This is a genomic window from Stieleria mannarensis (assembly GCF_014154935.1).
GTDB classification, from domain to species: domain Bacteria; phylum Planctomycetota; class Planctomycetia; order Pirellulales; family Pirellulaceae; genus Stieleria; species Stieleria mannarensis.
This window is the reverse complement of sequence record NZ_JACEHH010000011.1, coordinates 94,503-117,941: the sequence shown is the minus strand read 5'-3', so window position 1 is coordinate 117,941 and position 23,439 is coordinate 94,503. Positions and strand designations below refer to the sequence as shown.

Genomic DNA, 23,439 nt, shown 5'->3' with positions numbered 1-23,439 from the left:
TTGTTCTTATCAGAGGTATGTGTGATGAACGTTCGTTTTAAATCCAGGGGCTTCACTTTGGTGGAGTTGCTGGTGGTGATCGCAATTATCGGGATCTTGGTGGGGTTGCTGCTGCCGGCGGTCCAAGCGGCGCGTGAAGCAGCGCGGCGAATGAGCTGCAGCAACAACTTCAAGCAGATCGGTTTGGGGATCCACAATTACCATTCGGCCTACAAGCGATTGCCGACGATCCGCGGCGGGACCTCGCGTGTCTTCGGGAACAATAACCCGCAATCGCGTGAGCCCCGCGCGATCGGGGGGGCCTACGGCGGAAACAACTTGAACAACCTGAGTTCTCTTGTGCAGCTGGCCCCGTTTGTTGAACAGCAAGGCCTGTGGGACCAGATCAGCAATCCGTTTCGCGTCCGCGAACCGGCGTCCGCGGCGGGGCAGTACGAGTTCAGTGCGATGGGGCCCAACGCTGACATCAGCTTGGCCCAGCACGGCCGCTATCAATACGACCCGTGGTTGACCACGGTTCCGATGCTGCGCTGCCCCAGCGACCCCGGCGATGGATTACCGGCTCAAGGTCGAACCAACTACGGTGTTTGTGTCGGCGACGCGTTGCAATTCCAAAACACCGGCGGCATCAATCAGAACGGACGGCCCAACCGGACGGCGGCACCGCGTGCCAAGGCCACTTGTCGGGGCATGTTTTTCCCGCGGGTGAACATGCGGTTTCGTGACACCCTGGATGGGCTTTCCAACACGATCATGGCCGGTGAAATGGCGACCAATCTCGGCGACCGTGCCGTGTTCACGCACGCCGCTCGGATGACCAACCTGGCCACACTGCAAAATGATCCGTTGGTCTGTGAAGCCGAAATCGATCCGGATCGACCCAAGTTCTGGGCTCCCGGCGCTTCATTGACCGGGGGAACCCAAGGGCAACGCGGGTTCAAGTGGTCCAGCGGTTATTGCGTGCACACCGGCGTGACGACCATCCTGCCGCCCAACAGCCCGATCTGCAGTAGCGGTGCCGGAACCTGGCGTCCGGGGATCTATGGTCCCAGCAGCCGGCACCAAGGCGGCGCACACGTCTTGATGGGGGACGGCGCCGTGATCTTTATCACCGATTCGATCGAAGCGGGGAACAAGTCGAACCCGATGGTGATTTGGAATGGCACCGATGCACGGGCGCCGGGCTCACAAAGTCCCTATGGATTGTGGGGCGCACTCGGGACTCGGGCCAATAACGAGACGATCGACGAGCAACTCAATCAGTAGTTGAATCACCAGACTTGGTTCAAGTCGATATCGACGTCGCTAAGGTAGGTGACGGAAACACGCTTTTCCGTCACGGGTTGGTCGACGTACCGCCCGTTCTCTAGCACCAACTGCTTCAGTGTCTGTTCAAACGGATCGACGATCCAATACTCTCCGACTCCGGTTCGCTCACACAGTGAACGTTTGGGCGTCTTGTCGTTCGATTCGGTCGATGGCGACAGAATCTCAATCAGATGGTCGGGTGCCCCCTTCGCCTTGGCAGGGGCGATTGAAGTTGGCGTCCACCGCCAGTACATCCTTCGTGGGCTTGTGCGACGAACGATCCGGTGGTGGGCTACACTACACTAGCGGCTGAGCACCGTATTGAAACCTCGTTTCCTGACTCATTTCACCCTCATGAGCACCGCACTTCGAATCACCGCGGACGAATACGATCGCATGATCCAGCGGGGGGCCTTCGTCGGCATGGACCGCAAGATTGAACTGATCCGAGGAGAGCTACGGCAAATGAGCCCCGCCGGCCCCGTTCATGAAGACTGCATCGATTATTTGACGCGCTGGTCGACTAGTGCCACCGGGCCGAACGACTGTGTGGTCCGTGTCCAGTCGAGCATTGACCTGGGGGATAGCCGGCCCGAACCCGATGTCACTTGGTTGCGCCCCGGTCGATACGCCGCGCGGCGTCCGATCGTCTCGGCCCCCCGGCACGCTCAGCCCAGCGTGCAAGCGTGATGCCGTGCTTTCGCTAGGCGAGTTATTTGTCTGAACTCGCTGCCGACCTTCACACACCCCATTATTCTGCCCCCACATTATTCTGCCCCCACATCATTCTGTCATCCCTCCGCTGATCCCCACCCGGCTCGCCAGGACACCGTGGCTGGGGGGGGAGAGGTAAGAAGATTTCGCTACGGACCATCAATGCCAGCGACCTTGACGGCGTGACGTTGCTGGTCGAACATTCGCAGGTTCTACGAAAGAGTGCTGCGAGCCGATTGGGTGAGAGAGTCCACGCGTCGGCCGCGATCCGCATGGTTCTCCGTTTGATAGGGTGGCTGTCGTCGGCTGGTATCTACTTCTGATCGTTGCAGGGTTTCTGGCCGGGGTGGTGAACACGATCGCCGGCGGGGGATCGTTCATGACGTTGCCGGCGCTGATGCTGTTCGGGTTGGAGCCGAAAGTTGCCAATGCGACCAATCGCGTCGCCGTGCTTTTTTCCAGCGGTGCGGCCGTTGCGACGTTTCACAAGCACGGGCATCTCGATCACAAGCTTGCCAACCGCCTGACGGTACCAACAATTTTGGGGGTGCCGGTCGGGGCTTGGCTGGCGGTCTACCTGCCACCGGACGCGTTTGAGCCGGTGTTCGGTGCCATCTTTCTGGTGATGGCGGTGGTGTTGATGCTGAATCCCAAGCGAATTGCGGCGGCAAATGTCGCTTCGGATCGCTGCCGCCGGTGGGTCAATCCGATCTTTTTCGCCATCGGCATCTACGTCGGGTTCATCCAGGCCGGGATGGGGATCCTGGTGCTGTTGGCGATGAGTCTGACCCGCAGCGGCGATTTGGTCGCATCCAATGCGGTCAAGAACTGGATCGGTTTTTTGGTCACGCTGGCCGCGACGGTGATGTTTGCAATCTATGGACTGATCGATTGGTTGCCCGGTTTAGTGATGGCGGGCGGAAATCTGTTGGGCGGTGTTGTCGGTGCCAAACTGGCGATCAAGAAGGGCAATCGACTGATTTTTTGGTTCCTGATTGTGGTGATGATCGCGACGGGGCTGAAGCTGATCGTCACCAGTGTCTACGGCTGGATCCACTGACGCGACTGAGTCGACCAGGCGAGGGGAATAAAAAAACGACACGCCGCATATCCTAACGCGGCGTGCCATAATCAAATCCCGTCTCGAATTCCTCTTCCCTGAGGTTCCGAATTACGCCAGATCGGCGGCAACGGACGGGACTCGACTGAGCGGCAATGCAGAATTGTTTGAGAGCGATCGGGGCGGGCGTTCGGTATCGGGGGCGCCGATGGTTTGGCGGATGGAATTCATCAGCGTTTCCAGGCTGAGCGGCTTGGGCAGCCACCGATCGACGCCTTGTCGCCCCATGACGAGATCATTTTCTTCCGGTGAGGTGCCGCTGACGGCGAAGATGGGAACGTCGCGAAAGCGTTCGGATTGGCGCATCATCGTGACGGTTTGGCGGCCGTCGAGTTCGGGCATGTTCATGTCCACCAGGACCAAGCCTGGGGCATCGTTGTCGTTGAAGTATTTCAGCGCGCCGGCGCCGTTGCTGAATTCGAGGACCTGGTACCCTTTCAGTTGCAGCAATTCGGCCAGCATGCGTCGTTCGTTGGCCGAGTCTTCGATCAGGGCGATGGTTTCGCGATCGGGATCGGTGACCGGCGGCGCGTCGGGCCGTCGGAAGGCTTCGTTGGCGTCGAGTCGCTTGAGCGATTCTTGGAGTGCCAGAAAGGTTTCGTCCGCTTCATCGCTGATTCCGGCGCGGACCAATTCGCGATACAGGTGCAGCCCGACGGTGATCTCGTGTAATTCGTTACGGATACCGTGTCGGGTTTCTTGGGGCAGTTGTGCGATCTGCCGTCGCACCATTTCAGCGATCGCGTCTCCGTCGCTGACTTCGTCGCGCACGATGGTGATGCTTCGCGGTGCATCGATGCCGATTTTCACCTGCCCAGATTGGACGCGGATAAAGTGAACCGTGACTCCGACTTGCGGAAACGACACTTTGTCTTTGGTGCGGCGAGAAAGAACTAACACGGCTTGCCCCTTTGGAAATAATACAGCAGCATCACTACCGGGAACAATTTTCACCGGTCAAACCAATCGTTGCTGCAATTGCCCCGCCAGTCAGCGGGTGCGTTCCATTGCCAAAGTCCGAATGTCGGCCATTCGGAAAGCCGTCCACGGATTAGAACGCATCCTCGACGGACTGTCAAATTCGTATCTTACAAAACACGCAAATTATTTGAAGTTCAATTTGGGTGGCCATCGGCGGCGTCCTGCATTGCGTCGAAGGCGGCGATCGATTGCATCAGTTCGTCCGGATCGATGGGTTTGACCAAATGCCGATCGAAGCCGGCTTGGTCGGCCTTGCTACGATCCTCTTCGCGGCCATATCCGGTCACGGCAAACAAGGTGATGTCTGCATGATCGGGATCGGCACGGACGCGTCGGGCCAACTCATAGCCGTCGATGTCGGGCAAGCCGATATCGACGACCGCGATGTCGGGACGAAACCCTTTGATGGCCTCGATGCCTTCGCGTCCGGTGACCGCCGTGGCGACCTCGAATCCTTTCAGCTGCATCGAACGCGAAAGCATCCGCCGGATCCCGTCGTTGTCTTCGATCAACAACAGCTTTCGCCCAGGCGTCGCCGCCGTGTCGGCCGGTACCTGGTCGGTCGGTCGTTTGTCGGTGATCGGGATGCGGATCGTGAACTCGCTGCCGCGCCCCGGGCCGCCGCTGTGAGCGACCGCGGTTCCGTTGTGCGCCTTGGCGATCATTCGGACCAGCGGCAGCCCCAGTCCCATGCCGCCTTGAGAGCGTTCGATGCTTTGATCGGCCTGGGTGAAGGGTTCAAAGATCGACGGCAACAACGACGCGGGAATGCCTTGGCCTTCATCCCGGACGGTGATGACCGCATCGTTTCCGTCGCGACCGACCCCGTAGGAAATGTTTCGCGATTCGGCGCTGTACTTCGACGCATTGACCAACAAATTGACCTGCGCTTGCTGCAATCTTCCCAAGTCACCTTCGACGTACAACGGTTCGTCGGAAACGTCTACACGCAACTGTTGCTTCTTTTCATCGACTTGAAATTGGATGCAATCGACGACGTCCATCACCAGTTCCGTCAGGTCGAATACCTCGTTGCGCAACACAATCTTGCCGTGGGTGAATCGCGCCACTTCCAACAGGTCATCGAGCAGGCGGGCAACGTGCCGGAGCTGGTGGTCAACGACCTCGCGTGCTTCGCGAATCGTGTCCGCATTGATGCCGTCTTCCTTCAGCAAGGACGTCGCATTCAAGATCGCCGAAAGCGGGTTGCGAAGTTCATGCGAAAGCGTGGCGAGGAATTGATCGCGGTGCCGGACCGCTTCGCGGATCTCGAATTCGGCTTGACGTTGTTTGGTGATGTCACGGGCGATCACCGACGCACCGACGATGTTGCGATGGTGGTCGTGGATCGGCGAAACGGTCAACGACACATCGATCGTGGTTCCGTTGCGGCGGATGCGTGAGGTTTCCACACGATCGACCGCGATGCCGGTGCGGATCCGCTCGAGATAGGATTCGGGTTCGGAGGGCCGATCCGACGGCGCGAGGATGGAGACATGCTTGCCGATCACTTGTTGGCTTTCGTAGCCGTAAAGGCGGCTGGCGCCGAGGTTCCAGGTGCGGATCGTGCCGTCCAGGTCGACGCGATAGATGGCGTCGTCGGAGTGTTCGACGATCTCCGACATCTGCCGCAACATCGCTTCGGCGTTCTTGAGCGTCGTGATGTCGATCAGCGTGATGACGACGCCGTCGATCCGCTTGCGGGCGATGTAGGGCTGGATCCGCAGCAGATGCCAGGTGCCCGACTGATCGACGACCTCCTTTTCGAACGGCTGGCCGTTCTTCAGCACGGATCGGATTTCGTCGATCAGTCCGGAGTACAGGATCTGATGTGAAAAACTATCGAAGCGTCGCCCGACGTCTTGCGGGATCAGGCTGAACGTTTCGGCGATGCCCGGTGTGAATCGTCGGATGCAGAGATCGCGATCGAGAAAGATCGTGTGGACGTTGGTGCTGATCAACAGGTTGTCCATGTCATCATTCAGCTCGGTCAGCTCATCGATCTTGCGCTGGTGTTCGGCGTTGACGGTGTAAAGTTCTTCGTTAACGCTGTGCAATTCCTCGTTGGTGCTTTGAAGTTCCTCGTTGGAAGAGGTCAATTGTTCGTTGGCCGATTGCAGCTCTTCGTTGGTCGTTTGCAGTTCTTCGATGGTCGACTGCAAACTGTCTTTGGTGAATTGAAGCTCCCGTTCGATGGCCTCGAATTCTTCATTGGACATCGTGCTGGCGTCGACGTTGGCCGGCTGGACCGGTTCTTCGGTCGGGGAATCGCTTTGGAATTGCAGCAACAGTTGAGTGTTGCCGTTGGGGTCTTCGATCGGCAAGACCGTCACCGTCAGTTGTTCCGGGCCGTCGGCGGTCTGGCATTTGACACCGGCGTATTTGACCGGTGCTTTGTTTTGCATGCCGCGGCGGATCGCCGCCGACAGCGTGGAGCGGAGATCGGGCAACAGGGATTCCAGGATGTCCGACGACGGCCGGCCCTGGGGTTCACGAAAGTACTTTCCGGCGCCTTTGAAGGTGTGAATCAACTCGCGGCCTGCCGAGATCAGGATCCCCGGCGGCATGAAGTGTTCCAACAGCTGATCGTAGGTGTGGAGCAGGTTTTGCGCCGGCACCGATCGCAGCAGTCCGGGGCCTTCGGAAAGCGGCGTGGGGACGCGTGCCGGGGTCGCGATCGGCATTCGCATCTCGGTGGTCAGTTTCAGTTCGCGGTGTTTGCGGTAGATCCGCGCCCGGTCGTCGATCGGTTCGAATTCGTCCGCAAGGTCGCCCGTCGTTTCGCTAGTCCCCAGACAGAGCACGCCGTTGCGTTTCAGGCCGAAATGGAACAACGACAACGCTTTCTTTTGCGCCGGTTGGGTGAAGTAGATCAGCATGTTGCGGCACGTGATCATGTCCAACCGTGTGAAGGGTGCATCGCGAATCACGTTGTGCGGCGTGAACACGACCATCTTGCGAACTTCGGGCGACACGTGGTACCCGTCTTCGCGCTGGATGAAGTGCCGTTCGAGCCGTTCGGCGGTCAGCCCGGCCAGGCTTTCCGGTTGGTAGATCGCTCGGCTGGCCAGCTTCAACGAACGTCGGTGAACATCCGAGGCGAACACGCGGACCGGGCGATCAGACTCTTCGATTTGCAATCGTTCGGCCAGCAAGATCGCCAACGAATAAGCCTCTTCGCCGGTCGCGCAGGCGGCGACCCAGGCCCGAAACTCCTCGCCGGGGCCGAGCCGCGAAAACAGCTCCGGAATCACGTCGAGTTCCAAGCGATCGAAGACCTCTTTGTCACGAAAGAATCCCGTCACGCCGATCAACAGGTCGCGGTACAGGCGATCCAACTCGTCTTCATCGGACTTCACCCGCTCGGCATACTCTTCCAGTTCCACCGTTCCGGTCAACAACAACCGGCGTTCGATCCGGCGGCCGATGGTCGTGCTCTTGTAGTGGGAAAAATCCAAGTCATAGTTGTCTTTCAGCTGTGTCAGGATCGACCGTAAAGGCGCGTCGAGCACTTCGTTTGACTCCGAACCGGGCTTGGGGGCGGCGTGCCAGGGGGTTTGAAGATAGCGGAGCAACGCCGCCGGCATCTCGCGTGCCGGCAGCACCATGTCCACGATGCCGGTGTCGCAAGCGCTGCGGGGCATGCCGTCAAATTTCGCAGACGCTTCACTTTGAACCACCACCAGACCGCCGGCGGCATGGATGTCCAAGATGCCACGCGAGCCATCGGTGCCGGTGCCCGAAAGCACGATGGCGATGGAGTTGCGACCGGCGTCTTGGGCCAGCGAGCGAAAGAAATGGTCGATCGGAAAGCTGAGCTGTTCTCCCGCCGAGCGGTCGGCGAGCAACAATTTGCCGTTGGAAAGGATCGCTTCCTTCTTTGGCGGCAACAGATAGATGTGATTGGGCAGGATCTTGGTCCCGTCTTCGATCAGTCGCACGGGAATCTTCGTTTTCCGCGTCAGCAATTGGTCCATCACGCTTTTGAAATCGGGCGAGAGGTGTTGGACCACGACGTAGGCCAAACCGCTGTCGACCGCGGTGTTTTCAAACAGCTGTTCGAGCGCTTCGAGCCCGCCGGCCGATGCACCGATGCCGGCGATGAAGAAATGCTCGTCGGCCACGTCGACGGTGTCGCCCGCCGGATTCGTTCGGCTGCTCATGGTTTGCCCCTCAAATACATTGCCTTAACCCGCCCCCGCGATCAAAGCGCGATTCGCTGTATCGTACTGCATGTAAAACTCCGGTTGGTGGTCGTCTGCTAGCCCGACGAGGGCCTGTTGGTCGCGTTGTTGATCGCCTCTTGGACATCCGGCAAACGAATGAAGAACGTGGCGCCTTGCCCCGGTTCGGATTCGACCCAGATGGTGCCGCGATGGCGTTCGACGATTCGTTTGCAAAGTGCCAGCCCCAGGCCGTTGCCGGGGATGTCGCGGCGGGTGACGAAGCGGCGGAACACGACAAAGATTTCATCGATATGGTGCGGCTTGATCCCGATGCCGTTGTCGCTGACCGAAATCACCACATCGTCCCCGTCGACCTCGGCGTTAATCTCGATCCGCGGCGGCGATTCGCTGTACTTGATTGCGTTGTCGATCAGGTGTTCAAACAACGCCCGGAACTGTGCCGGGTCGACCGCCAACAGGGGCAGGATGCCGCGGGAGATGATCGCGTCGGAGGGTTGCAGTTGCTCGGCAAGCCGGTCGGTCAATTCGTCGACCAGTTCTCCCAGATCGGTCGGCTTGGGGCTCGCGCCGCGGGTGTTGACGCGTGAGTATTCCAGCAGGCAATTGAGCAATTCGTTCAATCGCTCGGCACCACGGTGCAGCATTTGCAATTCTTCGGCCGATGATTCAGGAATCTCGGGCGCCAACGAATCATGCAGACTTCTCGAAAACTCATACACCTGGCGGATGGGAGCTTTCAGGTCGTGAGAGACGCTGTAGGCGAAATCCTGGAGGTCGCCGCTGATTTTTTCGAAGTGCGTCCGCTGCTTGCGTTCCAGTTCGGCGTGCACGACCGAGGAGATATCGGTGAACGTGATGACGACCCCGCTGGTTTCGCCGTTGCTGCTGCGATAGGGCTGGATGCGTTGCAGGTAACTGGTGCCGTCGCGGGCGGAGACCTTGCGTTCAAACGCCGCATCCGAATCGAGCACGCGATGGGCGTCGTGCAACAGTTCGGAGTTGTCCAGGTTGTAGGCGAATTGATCGATCGGCCGCCCGATGTCCTGCTCCATGATGTTGAAGGCGGCGGTGATCGCGGGTGTGAATTTCCGGATCCGCAATTGGGTGTCCAGAAAAATGGTCCCGATCTCCGTGCTCAACAACAGGTTGTCCATGTCGGAGGTCAGCTGCATCAGCTCTTCGATCTTGTGCTGGTGCTCCGCATTGACGGTGTAAAGTTCCTCGTTGACGCTGTGCAGTTCTTCGTTGGTGCTTTGCAGTTCTTCATTGCTGGCGACCAGTTCTTCGTTGGTCGACTGCAATTCTTCGTTGCTGCTTTCGAGTTCTTCGACGGCCGACTGCAGCGATTCCTTGGTGAATTCCAATTCGCGTTCCAGATCGACGATGCGTTGGGCAGCTTGATCGCTGGCGTCGAACAGTTCGGCGTTCGGTTCGGGAGGCGTATCGGGTTCTTTGAGTTCTTCGATGCAGATCAGGTACAGACTTTGATTGCGTTTGTTGTAGGGTTCGACCACGATTTGCATCGTCCGTCGTTGCCCTTCCTCGTTCTGTCGAATCCCCTGGATGACGACGCGTTCCTTTTCTCGCGTCGCGCGGTGCAGGGCGGCGCTGAGTGCCATCCGCAAGTCGCCTTCGACCATTTTCAACACCTCCAGCGTGGGGACGCCTTTGGGCTGGGTCAGCAGCCGGCGGGCGTCGCCGAAGGAGTGCATCAATTCGTAATGTTCGTTGACCAACAGGCTGGGCGGGACGTAGCGTTCCAGCAGGTCGTCGGTGACCGAGGATTCCAGCCCGTCTTCGATCCGGGCGATCCCGCCGAAGCGAGGTTTTTCGCGGATGATGCTGGTCAGTGCCGGCGAGAGCGGCATCGTTTTGGATTCCGGCAGTCGAACGTCGCGCAGTTTGCGGAAGATCCGCCAGTGTTGGTCGAGTGTGTCGAACTCTCGCGACAGTTCGGCCACGGTTTCGCTGGGGCCCAGGACCATCACGCCGCCGACCTTCATGCCGAAGTGAAACAACGCCAGGACCCGTTTCTGGACCTCCGATTCCAGGTAGATCAGCACGTTGCGGCAGGACAGCAGGTCGATCTTCGTAAACGGCGGGTCTTTGGTGATGTCGTGGGGGGCAAAGATCACGGTCTTGCGCAATTCGCGCGAGACCTGGTAGGTGTTGCCGTGTCGGGTGAAGTACCGGGCCCGCAGTTCGCTGGGCACGTTGCTGAGCGCCTCGCTGGAATAGATCCCCGCGGCGGCGATTTCGAGCGAGTTGCTGTGCACGTCGGTTGCAAACACCTTGACCGGGCAGCGTTTCTTCGCATCGGAGAGACAATCGTCCAGCAGGATCGCGATCGAATAGGCCTCCTCGCCGGTGGCACATCCGGGAACCCAGACGCGGATTTCGTCGTGCGGTTCTTTGGCGGCGGAGACGATCGGCGGGATGACGTCGGCACGGAGACGTTCAAACGCACGCGGGTCACGAAAGAATTGGGTCACCTCCACGAGCAGGTCGCGATACAACGCATCGAGTTCGTTGACGTCCGATTCGAGAATCTGCACGTAGTCGGCCAAGTTGACGCAACGCGTCATCTTCATCCGACGTTCAATCCGCCGGTTGATGGTGTTGGCGCGATAGAGCGTGAAGTCGATTCCGAAGCGTTTGCGAAAGAGTCGGAAGATGACCTGCAGTTCCGTCCCCGGCAGCGCGATCCGTTCGCGTTCGTTGACCTGCCGGGTGAATTGTTGTGGATCGTTGGCGTAGGAGCAGATCAATCCGCCCATCTCGCCGGGCGAGGTGACCACATCGGCGATCCCGGTGGCGATGGCACTGCGTGGCATGCCGTCGAATCCGGCCGTGTCGATGTCTTGAACGACCACCAGTCCGCCGGCATCGTGTACGTCACGGATTCCCCGCGACCCGTCGCTGCCGGTTCCCGAAAGAACGACGGCGATGGCACGCTCGCCGGCATTCTGGGCCAGCGAGCGGAAGAACACATCGATCGGTAAGTTGAGCCCGCCGGAGGCATCCTGTTCGGTCAGCAGCAAGCGGCCGCCGGACAGCGTCATGTTCTTCTTGGGCGGAATCAGGTAAATCGCGTTGGGCTTGACCGTCGTTGCGTCTTCCACGCGAAAGATCGGGATGGACGTGTGCCTTGCCAGCAGTTCGTCCATCAGACTTTTGAAGTCGGGCGACAGGTGCTGCACAACGACGTACGCCATCCCCGATTCGGCCGGGACGTTGTCGAAAAAATGCTCCAGCGCTTCCAATCCTCCGGCCGAAGCGCCGATCCCGACCACGTAAAAGTCGAGTGTGCCGGAAGATTCGGGGGAGGGGGCGGGCGGTTCGGGCTCGCTCGTGTCCACGTCGGTCACCTATTCGTTCTCATCGGGATCGAAAACAAGGGGCTGCCTGGCCCGCTACGACTTGGGCGGATACTTGACGATCGCCAACCAAAATCCCTTGATCGAATTGACGACCTCTTGAAACTGGTCCAGCCCGATCGGTTTGGTGATGTAGCAACTGGCATGCAGGTCATACGATTTGAGGATGTCTTTCTCGGCATCCGACGTGGTCAGCACGACGACGGGGATGCGTTTCCAGGCCGGGACTTGTTTGATCTCGCGAAGGAATTCGCGGCCGTCCATCCGCGGCATGTTCAAATCCAGCAGGATCAGATCGGGCAACTGTTTACGTTCACTTGCGTCGGCGCCACGCAGGTATTCCAAAGCATCCACGCCGTCGGCGGCGACGTTCAGCGTGTTGTAGAATTTGCTGCCCTTGAGCGCTTTTTTGGTCAGCAGGATGTCGCCGGGGTCATCGTCGATCAGCAAAATATCGATCAACCGCGGGGGAGGGCCGATGTCGATCATGTCGTTTGCCTATTGATGGTGAAGTAAAACGTGCTGCCGTCACCGGGCGTCGATTCCAGCCATATCCGTCCGCCCATGCGTTGCACGATCTTTTTGCAGATCGCCAGCCCGACGCCCGTGCCAGGATACTCGCCGCGACTGTGCAGCCGTTTAAAGATCTCGAAAATCCGCTCGGCGTATTTTTCTTCGATCCCGATCCCGTTGTCTTTGACGAAACATTCGTACTGGGGGCCGATTTGCCGGCCGCCGACGTGAATCTGCGGAGGATTCTGCCCGTGATACTTGATCGCATTTTCGATCAAGTTCTGGAACAGCTGGGTCAATTGGTTCGGATCGGCGATCAGCGTCGGAAACGATTCGACGGTGATTTCCGCGCCCGATTCTTCGATCGCCATCTGCAGATTGCTGATCGCTTCGGCCAGCGCCGCGTTGGCGTCGACCGGGGCGAGCTGTTTGCCTTGCGAGCTGATCCGAGAAATCGACAACAAGTCGCTGATCAACGTCATCAAGCGGTCGGCGCTGCTGACGATAAATTCGATGTACTCGGTGGCCTCTTCGGAAAGCTTGCTCCCGTACTCCTGCTGAAGTAGCTGGGCGAAGGAGGAAATTTTCCGCAACGGCTCCTTCAGGTCATGCGAGGCCACATAGGCGAACTGTTCTAATTCGCGATTGCTCTTGGAAAGTTCCGAGTTGAGATGCTTCAATTCGTCTTCACGTATCCGTTGATCGGTGATGTCGATGCCTTCGGACAGGATCCAGGCGACCTGTCCGTCGGCACCCGGCATCGGCTGCAGCGAGCAATCAACGATGATCACGGACCCCTCGGCCGACTGGCGCTTGAGTTCGAATCGGGTGCCTTGTCCGTTACGGGCATCGGCGATCGCGTTTTCCAGGGTCGGCTTCATCGACGAGAAATCTTTCCACCAGCCGGTTTCCCAGAATGGCCGGTTCAGAACGTCTTCCTTGCGGAGTCCGGTTGCCGTCAGCGATGCCTGGTTGGTTTCCAAAAGTGTGCCGTCGAGATCCAGGATCCCGAGGAAATTGCGGCTCTGGTCGATCACACGCTGCAGTTGCAACCGGGCCAGTTCCAATTCCGCGGTCCGCTGAGTGACTTTGTTTTCTAACTGCTGGGGGCTTTGCATTTGAAGCATCTTGGGGATCGTCCAGCTCAACACGACCGCCGTCGCGATCGACACGATCCCGGTCCCCAGTTTCAACACCCCCAGCAATCGGTACGCAGGCCACCAAAAGATGATGGCCTCCATCAGGTGGGTCGATCCGCAAAACAAGATGAAGACGCTGAACAGCCAAAACAGATTCCGGAACGGGATTTCCGGTTGCGAGCGGGCGAAATACACCAGCATGATCGGGATCGCCACGTAAGCGACCCAGGTGGCGAAATCGCTGACGATGTGCAGCCATCCCATCAGCGGCGTCCAGCGACCGCAATGCCAGCGGGGCGGGTAGTCGGCGGTGTCCCACAGCAACGACACGTCGCCTGAGAACGCGAGCGAAACAGCGGTGCCGACAATGCCCAGCGCAATGATGCCCAGCGCAATGATGCCCGCTAACTTGTCCATCCAAAGCCCCTGAATTGCTGGCAGAAAAACTGAATTGCTGGCAGAACACCGTGCCGATGCCTCGATCAGCATCGCCGCCGGCACGATCGGCTCCGACGCGATTCCCCCCCGCCGCCTTCGGCCGCCCGCCAAATCCGCCGGAAAAATCGATCAATGCCGCAAGCGTTCGATTCGGCGACCCCCCGCGTCAGTGTACCGATCCGGACGGTCGCCGCGCAGGTGACGTCTGTCGAGTTCCCCGGATCAGCCCCTGGCTCACACAGCGGGCCCGGAAATCGACAGGCCGTCACGCGAATGGCTTTGTTCGCCCAGAAGGCTGTTTCACGATGCTGCGGAATTCATTCCGCGGCACTTGCTCAAAGGGCATGCACATCCATAGCCTGGCGTCAGGGAACGAGCGCAGCGGAGTGACCGCAACCCCAGGAAAGAAAGTCTGAGCTTACTTGACCAATGCTTCGATCGCTTGACTTGATGCAGATGGAGAAGAAAAAACTGCGGGGAGCCGGGGGAAGCCAAACGCTTCTGCCCCGACCCCTGCTCCCCGCTCTCGCCGGTGGCCGGCGGTGTCACGCGGATTTGCCCCATCCGCATGACTTCCGCATACTGAACCCGCCGATATCGCTGGTTCAGCCGGCAACCGGCAAAGACGATCATGGTTTGCCGAAGTGGTCTTGGTTCAGGCCGATAGCAACGGGTCCGGCGCGGTACTCTGGACGATCTCGCGAACCAATTCTTCGGGGTTGAGCGGCTTGCGGAGCCAGCGGTCCACGCCCGACGCGCCGATCGGGACGTCGTAATCGTCCGGCTCCATCCCGCTGACGGCCAGGATCTTGAGGCCACAATGCTGGGGATCGCTGCGCAGCTTGTTGACCGTCCAGCGGCCGTCGTACTTGGGCATGTTCATGTCCAACAACACGACATCGGGCTTTTCACCGTTGTCCAGATGTTCCACAGCATCCGCCCCGTCGTAAGCGACGTCCACCTCGAATGACTTCAGCCGCAGGTAGCTGGCAAGCAGCCGGGATTCGTTGCGGTTGTCGTCGACCAGCAAAGCGCGGCGCGGCGCGGCGCCGGCCAACGACATTCCGTTTCGCCGGGCTTCGACCTGTTCATCAAGTGACCTCAATTCGCAAAACGCCGCAGTCAGCAGCGCCCGCGAGTCGTCCCACTGCATCGATTCGACCGTCGTCCGCAGCTTTCTCAGAATCTTCGATGCGGAATCGAGATGGCGATTCGATGAAGCACTCCGATGCGAATTGTCGTAACACGTCCGCGAGTCACCGCCAGCCAGTTCACCGCCAGCCAGCTCGCTGCGAAGGATCTCGACCTCCGAGGGAGCGTCGATGCCGAGCCGAATCCGCGAACCGGTGTTTTTGAGAAGGGTGACTGTGATTCCCAGATTCGGGAACTGAACCGATTCGTTGAGTCGACGTGAAATCACTAACATGACTGGTCTCCTTACGACCGAGAATCCTCCGTGCTGCCCCGAGGGATTCCCATGTGGATGTCGGCGTCCCCGCTTTGGTGCGGAGCGTTGCCCCTTTCCGCGACAACAAACACGGAAATTTGATCGCGTGACATCCAGTCGACCAGTCAACAAACCGGTAGGTATCACTACCTCACAATCTTCATGGGGGGGATCATAGCACCGTTGCGGCGATCCGCAAATACCAGTTTCAAAGAACAATCCTGCGGTCAATTTGAAGGCATTTCGATGTGCGAAAAAGACAACAGGGGAGAGTGAGACAATCGGTTGCTCAAGATTCTCCGCGGCCGCTCGAATCCTCGGCTAGATTGCTTGGTCGGCTACGCCGAAGTGCCGCGTCTGGAGACTTTGATCGATCTGGTCAGCGCTCACCCCTTGCGCAACGCGATCGGGTCAATGCCTGCGGCGCAAGCGATTGCCGGCTCGGATCAATTGCGGCCGCTGCGCGATGCAGTCGCCGCTTTCGAAGGCGGCATGGGACGTCCTTGGGACGAAGCGCTCGATGTGCTGACCGATCGCGGTATCCACTTGGCCTTAATCTTCCTACCGACGTTTTTCCCCCGCGTCCCCTTCCCCACCGCCGTGCGCTACTGTGGCACAATATCCACCTGGCGGCTCGGGGCAGTCTTACAGGGCGGTTTGAAACAGGCGGGGAAATCGATGACGTCAACGGTCCAACAGCAGGACGCGTGGGTGGATACCGAGCGGGATTACAAGCTGGGGCTCCGCGCGGGAAAACTCGTCTGTCAAAACCCCAAAGGCAAATCGCTCGCGTCGGTTCCCAAGTGGCTGAAGGAAACCGAAACGGCCGAGTCGTTGATGGCACTCGCGGATTGGTTGGCCGAACATGAATTGGAATGTTTGCACGCGGTCGAACGCTGGATGCTGCGTTCCTTGTCGATCCCCCGCACCGTGCTAAACGAAATCTGGGCCGATCCGGCGTGGCGTGCCGGCGTCGAAAACATGGTGATCGTGCCGGTGGCGGCGGGCGGAAAGTTCGACCTCGAGCGTGCCGGATTACTTCGCCAGGTCGATGCGAAACGCGGCCTGGGGGTGATCGACCTGGATGGCGAAACCCGGTGGTTCAAAAGCGACGCCTTTGCCGTGCCCCACCCGATCTTGATCGGCGATCTGGAAGAGCTGTGTGAATTGGCCGGCGATCTGGGCATCCGACAATCGATCGACCAACTCTATCGCCCGATCTATCAGCCGACCGAGGACCAATCGGAACACAATTCGATCAACGACTTTTCCGGCGGCCACTTCGAACAATTGAACTTTGCATTGTCCCACTGTCGTCGCTTGGGCTATCCCGTTCGCGGCGGCTATGCGACCTGCCGTGTCTGGGAGAACCACGCGTTGATCGAGGCCCGGTATTTCGTCGGGGATGAGTATCCCGAGTCGCCGACGTGGACGGGCGGTTTGGTGTTCGTCGACGAAAACCAGAAACCCCAGCGGATCAACTCGATCGGACCGGTCACGTTCAGCGAAGGCGTGCGGATGGCTTCGGAGATCTATGCCAAACGCAAAGTCGACTCGTCGGAGGAAGACGCATGAGCAAGACGACGAAATCAAAGCGAGACATCGAGGCTCAATTGGTTGCCGGCGGCATGTTGCCGATCAAGGCCAAGGTTGACCCGAAAACCACCGAAAAGGTCGTCGCGCGAACCTACACCGGCGCCGTCTTGGGCGACCGCAAGATCGTCCGCCTGGGGGCCGAGCGGTTGGGGCCGGCCGAAGATTTGGCGATGGAGTTTTTGGGGCTTGAGCCGGCCGGTGAAAGCAAGCCGCTGGCGATCCAGGCTCGGAGGGCACTCGGATTCGCCAGTTGGGCACTGATCACGCACCCGGAAAACGCTAAAGACGCCTTGGTGCTGGTCAAACGGATCAAGGCGGCGGCACGCAAAGCGAAATCCAAACCCGGTCATGCCTGGGATGCGTTCACGGAAATGGCGGAGGAGTTGAATCGATCGGTTCGCCATTTTCTGCCGCCGTTCTGGGAGGAAGCCGCGCGGATCTTTAAAGAGTTGGGCAATCAAACCTACGCCGGACGTGGACTCGGTAAAGCGCTCGAGGCCGAACGGGTCCATGCGCTCGATGTGGACCGGGAACGCCGCCGCGACGCGGTGCTGGAGTTCGCCCTCAGTGGCTGTTTGTCCGGCAGGGCACTCGGCGAATACACCAAGGACCTGGAACAACAATTTGAACCCGACGAAGCCTTCGAGACCTTTCGCGATCTGCTGGTGCGGCGGACACTCGGCGGGATGCCCCCGATGGCCAATGCGGCAAAGGATCTGATTCGATTGTCAAAGCTGGCCGGTAAAGATCCCGATGCGGAAATCGATCGGTTGCTTAAAGAGATCATCTCCGCCCCGTCGATGTCGCGCGCCCCGCAACAGTTTTGGAAATCCGTCAGCAAGCGGATCGCCCACCTGGTCAAACAATCCGATTCGTTTGGGGGTTGGTTGCTGGTCCACACCAACTGCGAGTCGAATTACTATTCGGAGTCGACGGCATGGAAGTGGATCGACCAACTGGAACAATGGAAAGTGTTGCCGTTGCTCGCACTGCCGGCGGAAAAGTTCCCCGACGACGTGGATTTGCCCGGTGGACGTGCCGGTTGGTTCAGCCGTCTTGCGATGGCCAGCACACCGCCGCCGAAACGTTTTTTCGAACTGCTGGAATCCGCGGCCGACGCACTGCGTGACGAGGGCGTGCCACTGCAATTAGGAAAATCCCAGGGCTGGGCGTCGGTGCCGGCCGATGTGGATGTGATCGAAGCGTGTTTGGATTTAAACATTCCGCTGGCCGACATCGACCAGGGCGCCGGGATCGGGTTCGCCGGTTGGATGCAAGGCGACGTCGATCACTCGCGGCGCAATTCGTCGCTCACGCACGTCTTGGACGATGAACGTTTTTCGTCGCGTGTTCGCACCCTGATTCCGAAACTGATCTGCCGTGATCAGTCGTCGCGGCGTCATGGGGATCAATACGGGCACGGCGGCCGTCGATTTGATCAAGCCGCCGCGGGCCACGACGCATTGAAAGACATCTGGTGGCAATTCCTGGATTACAAACTGTCGGTTTTGGAAACCGGCGGGCTGGCCGATTTCGAACTCACGTTGAACCAGATCCGTTCGGCCATCGGACGCAGCACGATCGAACAGTTCCCCGAGGTTCTGAAACGGTTAAAAAAACTCGACCTGGTCGGCACGCTCCAACGCACTATCGCCGGCGGCATCTTGGACGAATATGGTTGGAAGCCGCTCGATGACGCCGACGATGCGAGCACGTTGCCGATGATCCGAAGTCGTCGTCGGGACAAGTTTTTCATCGAATCGTTTCCCACGCTGATTTTCGTCCGAGACGGAAAGATCGAAGAATTCGGCCCCGCCGGATACAAGGTGCGTGCCGAATACGCCTTCACCAAATCCACCGAACCCTACGCGATTCTGCCGGTCGGAGATGACACCGTCGTGGTCTATCAAGACACATCCAACTACGAAGCAAAGATCTGTTGGCTGAGCGATCCCAAAGACGTCAAGAAGCTCGAAGGGAGCTATTGGCATTTGGTCCCTGAGTATTGGATGCCACTGCAGGATGGTGTCTTCTTCGGGAGCCGTTTACTGAAACCCGGTGATACCAAGCTGCCGACACGCAACGACTGGTTGAGCGACGGCCAGCGTTGTTGGATCTTGAAAGTGGATCCGATGCAGTACCAGGTTGACGGTGATTCGGGCGAGGTGACCCACACAACGACCCTGCAAGAAATCGATCCGGTCACGGGAAAGAAGCTTCGCGAGAGTGTTCCCGGCTGGTTTGAACCGGACCTTTCGGCAAACGCTACGGTTCGTTGGCCGCTGTGTTTTCTGATGCCGACACCGGAGGGATTGGAAGCATCGCCACTGGGGAGTGCCGACGGATTGCTCGGCTGGAGCGTCCGGACGATGCGTGACGGAAGCACAATCGGTCGTGGGATCGACGGACGCACGTGCACGCTGCAGCCGGGCCCGCACGGGTTCGAAAACGCCCCAGTCCCGATCGCGATGATGGACAAGCCTGGGTCGGACAGCCACTGGGTCATCACCGCCGGAGGAACCGTTATCGATGCCGAAACGGGAATCGGCATCGCACTGTTGCAGGAAAAAGCCAACCGTTACCGGATCGGCCAGCCGATGAATCTGTCCCATCGTTTCTTTCACCACTACACCGTCCGCTGCAAGCAGGCATCGGCCAAGCTGCGAAAGATCTCGACCAAGCAAGCCAAGGTGTTGTTGGAAGCCGGCAGGGCACAGCATCAAGCCCACCGCAAGAAGAAGGAAGAAGCCGAATCGGATCCGAACCGTGAGGCCGTTGTCCAAGCGGTCGAAAAATGGTTGCCCGACGCGCCGCCACGGCTGCAAAAAGGCCTGGGCAAAATCGTCAGCATCATGGCCGCCGAACAGGCATCACTGGCATCCTTTCTGGAACGGATCACGGCACCGCCGAAAGACGAAGCCAAGCCGGCGGAGTCAAAAGAAACGCAGGACTCGAGTCCCACCGCGGACGGCCTGTCGGATCTGACCATCCGCTGGCCCGGCAGCAACCGCCCGGACATCCATCGTTACGGCAACACCGGTGCGTCTAAAGCCCACATCGAGGTCGTCACCAACTTCTTCGAAACCGGCAATCAACAAAAGATCCCCCCCGGCAACCCCGATTGGATCTCCGTGATCGACGACCCTTGCGCGGCGGCTTGGAAGTGGTTTTGGATGCAATCGACCATCGGGGCCGATAACGAAGCCACACAGAATGCACCGGCAAAGGCACGTTTTCTGACCAGCTTGGGACTCCGGGGACTCGCCTACCTGGCCCAGCGCGGTATCTTGGACTGGAAGGGCAAGTTTGTTTATTACATCGCCAAGGGCTTTTCCGAAGCCGACGCCAAACGCGCCGAGAATAAGCCCTACGCACCCCAGCGCGGCAAGGCGATCGCGTTCACTAACGGCAAGCATCGTTACGTTGCCTACGCGCTGGGAGGTTATGGGGCCGAAGAAATCCACGTGCTGGAATACATCGAATCCGGCAATCCCAAGCCGCCCAAACCGTATGCGATTCTGGAAGCGATCCCGCTGCGGCGCGGCTGGGGAAGCAAGCAAGTCCAAGCGTTCGTCGATGCGGTCGCCGGGCTCGAAACGCTGCCGTTGATCGAACCCGAATTGCTGGCCGCTGCCGCTGAACAACTCGGTGCATCGCCCGTCCAAGTCGGCTTGGCGTGGATGGCCGACTTACGGACCAGTCCTTACGGCCAGGAAAAGCTGACCAAAGAACTGCGATCGCATTACGGTTGGAAACTGAACGAGATCAAACAGGCGATCGCCGGACTGGACGGCGAAGGGTTGCCGATGTCGTTGTTGTCCGCGGGATTGCTGGACGATCCGGCTGGCGCGATCGGCAGCGGCAAAAACGAAGCCTTTACCCGAATGGTCCAAGCTTGGAAAAAGCGACGCGAATCCACCGTGACGCTGCCGCCGCAAGCCGCCGCACCGCTGGAGCACGTCGGGTTCGGCTACCCGCCGTTGGACCGCAAAGCATTTTTGCAATTGCTGTCGGATCCCAAAGATTCAGGCATCTGGGCGAAACGTAAAACGACGTTCCAATACGCGACGCAATCGAATCGGTATCAGCAACACATCCTGGACGCGGTTTACACTCCCGAACCGCCGTTGGATTTGAAAAAGGTGTTGCCACAACTGTTTGACGCGGTCGGGTGGGTCAATTACGCAACCCCGTTCGGTGATCCGGCGCGACGCAAGATTCCGGCGTTGATCCAGGCCGCGCGCGAGTGGCTGGACGCCCCGGAAACGACGCTGCCGTTCGGAGCGACCCAAACCACACGGGATTGGTACGGCGAGAACAAGATCGACGTCGAAGCGACGGTCGACCAGTTTTCAAAGGTGATCGCGCCGTGTGAGCGAAAGAAGCAAGGACACTACGAGTTTGACAGTGGTCTGATCGTCGGCGCGATCTACCCGCCGGTCTGTCGGCTGCACTTTCGCACCTCCAAATTGCTCGGCAGCGATGATCTGGCGATGCTGGCCGCGGCAGGTAAGATGACCTTTCACTACGAAGGGGATGGGTCGGAGATCCTGGAGTTCGCCAGGTTCGTGCTTGAGATGCGGTCCGACATCGCCGATGAATTGATCGCTTGGAACCAGGGTGACGCGCTGCCCGATGGAACCTGGGAACAGGCCCCACTGGTCTCGGTGCCCGACTTGGTGGCTCGAGTGGCCAAGGACCAAGGGATCAGCGATGCCGCGGCCTGTTTGTACCTGCAAATCTTGGCCTTGCCCGACCCGACGGCAAAGAACGTTCAAGCGTGGAACGGCTGGAAGCCGGCGGAGTACAAAAAGATCGCCGCGGAACTGGTCGAGAAAAAGTTGGTGGTCAGCGCCAAACGCGGTCGCGCCGGCCGAGACATCTTTTTGCCCGGTGGGTGGGAACCGTTGAAGTTGCCCAATCTGCCGGTCGAAACGTGGAAGCTGTCCATGTACGGTCATGATGGCACGGGTCGATTGCGAGGCGGCACCGCGGCGTTGTTGGTTTGCACGCGTCCGGTCGCATCGCAGTTCCGCTTCGCCTATGACCGCGTCACCTCCGGCGACGCACCACGTTATGAAGAGACATTGCAAACCACCTCGTGATTCATACAGTCGGATTTAGGGAATATCGTGCATGTCAGTAGGACGTCCCAACGGACAAAACCCTCCCTGGCAGAGGCCGTGCGGTTTTTAACCGCTGACTTAACAGGAGTTAACAACTTCACCCTCCCTGCCAGGGAGGGTCGAGCGTAGCGAGGGGAGGGTCGATTGGCGTTGGTTGAGTGCTTCCGAGCCACAGCGAACCCTCCCCGCGTCGTCGGAAACTCCTCCGCGACCCTCCCTGGAAGGGAGGGTAATTTCAAAAACCACACGACCTCGGCAGGGAGCGTTGCTTCCGCCGATTCGACACCGATGACGCGAAGGGAAATCAAACCTTAGAACAAGCCATGGCGAAAAAGAAAGCATCCGCCTCCGCTTCAACACCGGCCAAAAAAATCCAAGCCCCGCCGGCGGAGATTCGCTATGCGGCGGAGTTGGCGGTGATGCGTGAGGTGGATACCAATCCTCGGCCGGACGGCTGGCTGCTCTCTCCGGCTTCGGTCGTCGATTTCATCTGTGGCACCGACGGCGAAAAGGTCGGCACCAAGAAATCGACGGCGCTGGCGATCAGCGAAAAATTCGTCGGCCCCCGAGACATCATCCAACGTTGTGTCGTGACGCTGGCCGGTGAACGCGGGCTGATGTTGGTCGGCGAACCCGGGACCGCAAAATCGATGTTGGGTGAATTGTTGGCCGTCGCGATCAGCGGCAGCGGCGCGTTGGCCGTCCAAGGCACCGCCGGGACGACCGAAGACCAAATCCGCTACGGATGGAACTATGCGATGCTGCTCGATCGCGGCCCCCAACCCGAAGCCCTCGTCCCCTCGCCGGTCATGCAGGCGATGCGGCAGGGCAAGATCGTCCGCTTTGAAGAAGTCACACGCTGTTTGCCCGAAGTCCAGGACGCGTTGATTTCGATCTTGAGCGAACGCCGGATGATGGTGCCCGAACTGGGCGATGAAGATTCCAGCGTGTTCGCCGCGCCGGGGTTCTCGCTGATCGCGACGGCCAACCTGAGAGACCGCGGGGTGTCGGAAATGTCGGCGGCCCTGAAACGTCGATTCAATTTCGAAACCATCGCGCCGATTTCTGATGCGAACCGCGAGTGCCAATTGGTGTCGACCCGCGCCGCGGCACTGCTGCATGAATCGGGCAGCGACAAACCGATCGACGCGTCATTGGTCGAGTTGCTGGTCACCGTCTTTCGCGACCTTCGCAGCGGTCGCACCGACGAAGGCTGGCAAGTCAATCGGCCCAGCACGGTGATGAGCACCGCCGAAGCGGTCGCGGTGGCGACCGCCATCATGCGTGAAAGTGCCTTCTTCCCATCCGGATTCGATCCCGTCTCGCGGATGCCGGGGCACCTGCTGGGTGTGGTGATGAAAGACGACGAAAAGGACCGCGAACGACTGCTGGGATACTGGGACGGTCCCGTCCGGCGGCGCGCCAAGAACGGGGAACCGTTGTGGGACAAACTGAGCGCGATGCGCGGTGTTCTCGATGACACGTTGTGATCC

Annotated in this window: 13 protein-coding genes; 6 read left to right on the top strand and 7 right to left on the bottom strand. The window is 59.3% G+C overall.

Annotation, left to right across the window (positions count from 1 at the left end; translation table 11 throughout):
- Window positions 1-24: 24 nt before the first annotated feature.
- The gene (locus H1B37_RS09775) at window positions 25-1,266 is read left to right on the top strand and encodes a DUF1559 domain-containing protein (protein WP_182866461.1); all 1,242 of its coding nucleotides are present in this window, start codon (window positions 25-27) and stop codon (window positions 1,264-1,266) included.
- A 5-nt stretch (window positions 1,267-1,271) separates the two neighbouring features.
- Here H1B37_RS09775 and H1B37_RS09770 read toward each other — a convergent pair whose 3' ends face one another.
- Window positions 1,272-1,562 (bottom strand): Uma2 family endonuclease, encoded by a 291-nt coding sequence (locus tag H1B37_RS09770; protein ID WP_182866460.1) that lies wholly within the window; start codon window positions 1,560-1,562, stop codon window positions 1,272-1,274.
- 100 nt (window positions 1,563-1,662) lie between these two features.
- On the opposite strand from H1B37_RS09770, the gene H1B37_RS09765 reads away from it, so the two are divergent.
- Window positions 1,663-1,998, top strand: a complete 336-nt coding sequence (locus H1B37_RS09765) for a Uma2 family endonuclease (protein ID WP_182866459.1) — start codon at window positions 1,663-1,665, stop codon at window positions 1,996-1,998.
- Between the two features lie 316 nt (window positions 1,999-2,314).
- Complete coding sequence (locus tag H1B37_RS09760; RefSeq protein WP_182866458.1) at window positions 2,315-3,082, top strand: sulfite exporter TauE/SafE family protein; 768 nt, start codon at window positions 2,315-2,317, stop codon at window positions 3,080-3,082.
- 111 nt (window positions 3,083-3,193) lie between these two features.
- Here H1B37_RS09760 and H1B37_RS09755 read toward each other — a convergent pair whose 3' ends face one another.
- The 6 genes from H1B37_RS09755 to H1B37_RS09730 form a co-directional block, all read right to left on the bottom strand.
- On the bottom strand, window positions 3,194-4,042 hold the full coding sequence (locus tag H1B37_RS09755; protein WP_182866457.1) for a response regulator: 849 nt from the start codon (window positions 4,040-4,042) through the stop codon (window positions 3,194-3,196).
- Between the two features lie 215 nt (window positions 4,043-4,257).
- Window positions 4,258-8,286, bottom strand: coding sequence for a chemotaxis protein CheB (locus H1B37_RS09750; RefSeq protein ID WP_182866456.1), 4,029 nt, complete (start codon window positions 8,284-8,286; stop codon window positions 4,258-4,260).
- A gap of 98 nt (window positions 8,287-8,384) precedes the next feature.
- Window positions 8,385-11,678, bottom strand: coding sequence for a chemotaxis protein CheB (locus tag H1B37_RS34350; protein ID WP_182866455.1), 3,294 nt, complete (start codon window positions 11,676-11,678; stop codon window positions 8,385-8,387).
- 45 nt (window positions 11,679-11,723) lie between these two features.
- Complete coding sequence (locus H1B37_RS09740; protein ID WP_182866454.1) at window positions 11,724-12,176, bottom strand: response regulator; 453 nt, start codon at window positions 12,174-12,176, stop codon at window positions 11,724-11,726.
- Window positions 12,173-13,756, bottom strand: coding sequence for a sensor histidine kinase (locus H1B37_RS09735; RefSeq protein WP_182866453.1), 1,584 nt, complete (start codon window positions 13,754-13,756; stop codon window positions 12,173-12,175). The genes H1B37_RS09740 and H1B37_RS09735 overlap by 4 nt, the downstream gene beginning before the upstream one ends.
- A 676-nt stretch (window positions 13,757-14,432) precedes the next feature.
- Window positions 14,433-15,203 (bottom strand): response regulator, encoded by a 771-nt coding sequence (locus H1B37_RS09730; protein ID WP_182866452.1) that lies wholly within the window; start codon window positions 15,201-15,203, stop codon window positions 14,433-14,435.
- Window positions 15,204-15,638: 435 nt separating this feature from the next.
- Here H1B37_RS09730 and H1B37_RS09725 point away from each other — a divergent pair, with 435 nt between their 5' ends.
- From H1B37_RS09725 to H1B37_RS09715, 3 genes are all read left to right on the top strand, one after another.
- Entirely contained in the window at window positions 15,639-16,799 is a 1,161-nt protein-coding gene (locus tag H1B37_RS09725) for a DUF4132 domain-containing protein (protein WP_286177577.1), read from the top strand.
- On the top strand, window positions 16,796-21,925 hold the full coding sequence (locus tag H1B37_RS09720) for a DNA-binding protein (RefSeq protein WP_182866451.1): 5,130 nt from the start codon (window positions 16,796-16,798) through the stop codon (window positions 21,923-21,925). Before H1B37_RS09725 ends, H1B37_RS09720 begins: the two co-directional genes overlap by 4 nt.
- Before the next feature lie 344 nt (window positions 21,926-22,269).
- The gene (locus tag H1B37_RS09715; RefSeq protein WP_182866450.1) at window positions 22,270-23,436 is read left to right on the top strand and encodes an ATP-binding protein; all 1,167 of its coding nucleotides are present in this window, start codon (window positions 22,270-22,272) and stop codon (window positions 23,434-23,436) included.
- Window positions 23,437-23,439 lie beyond the last annotated feature (3 nt).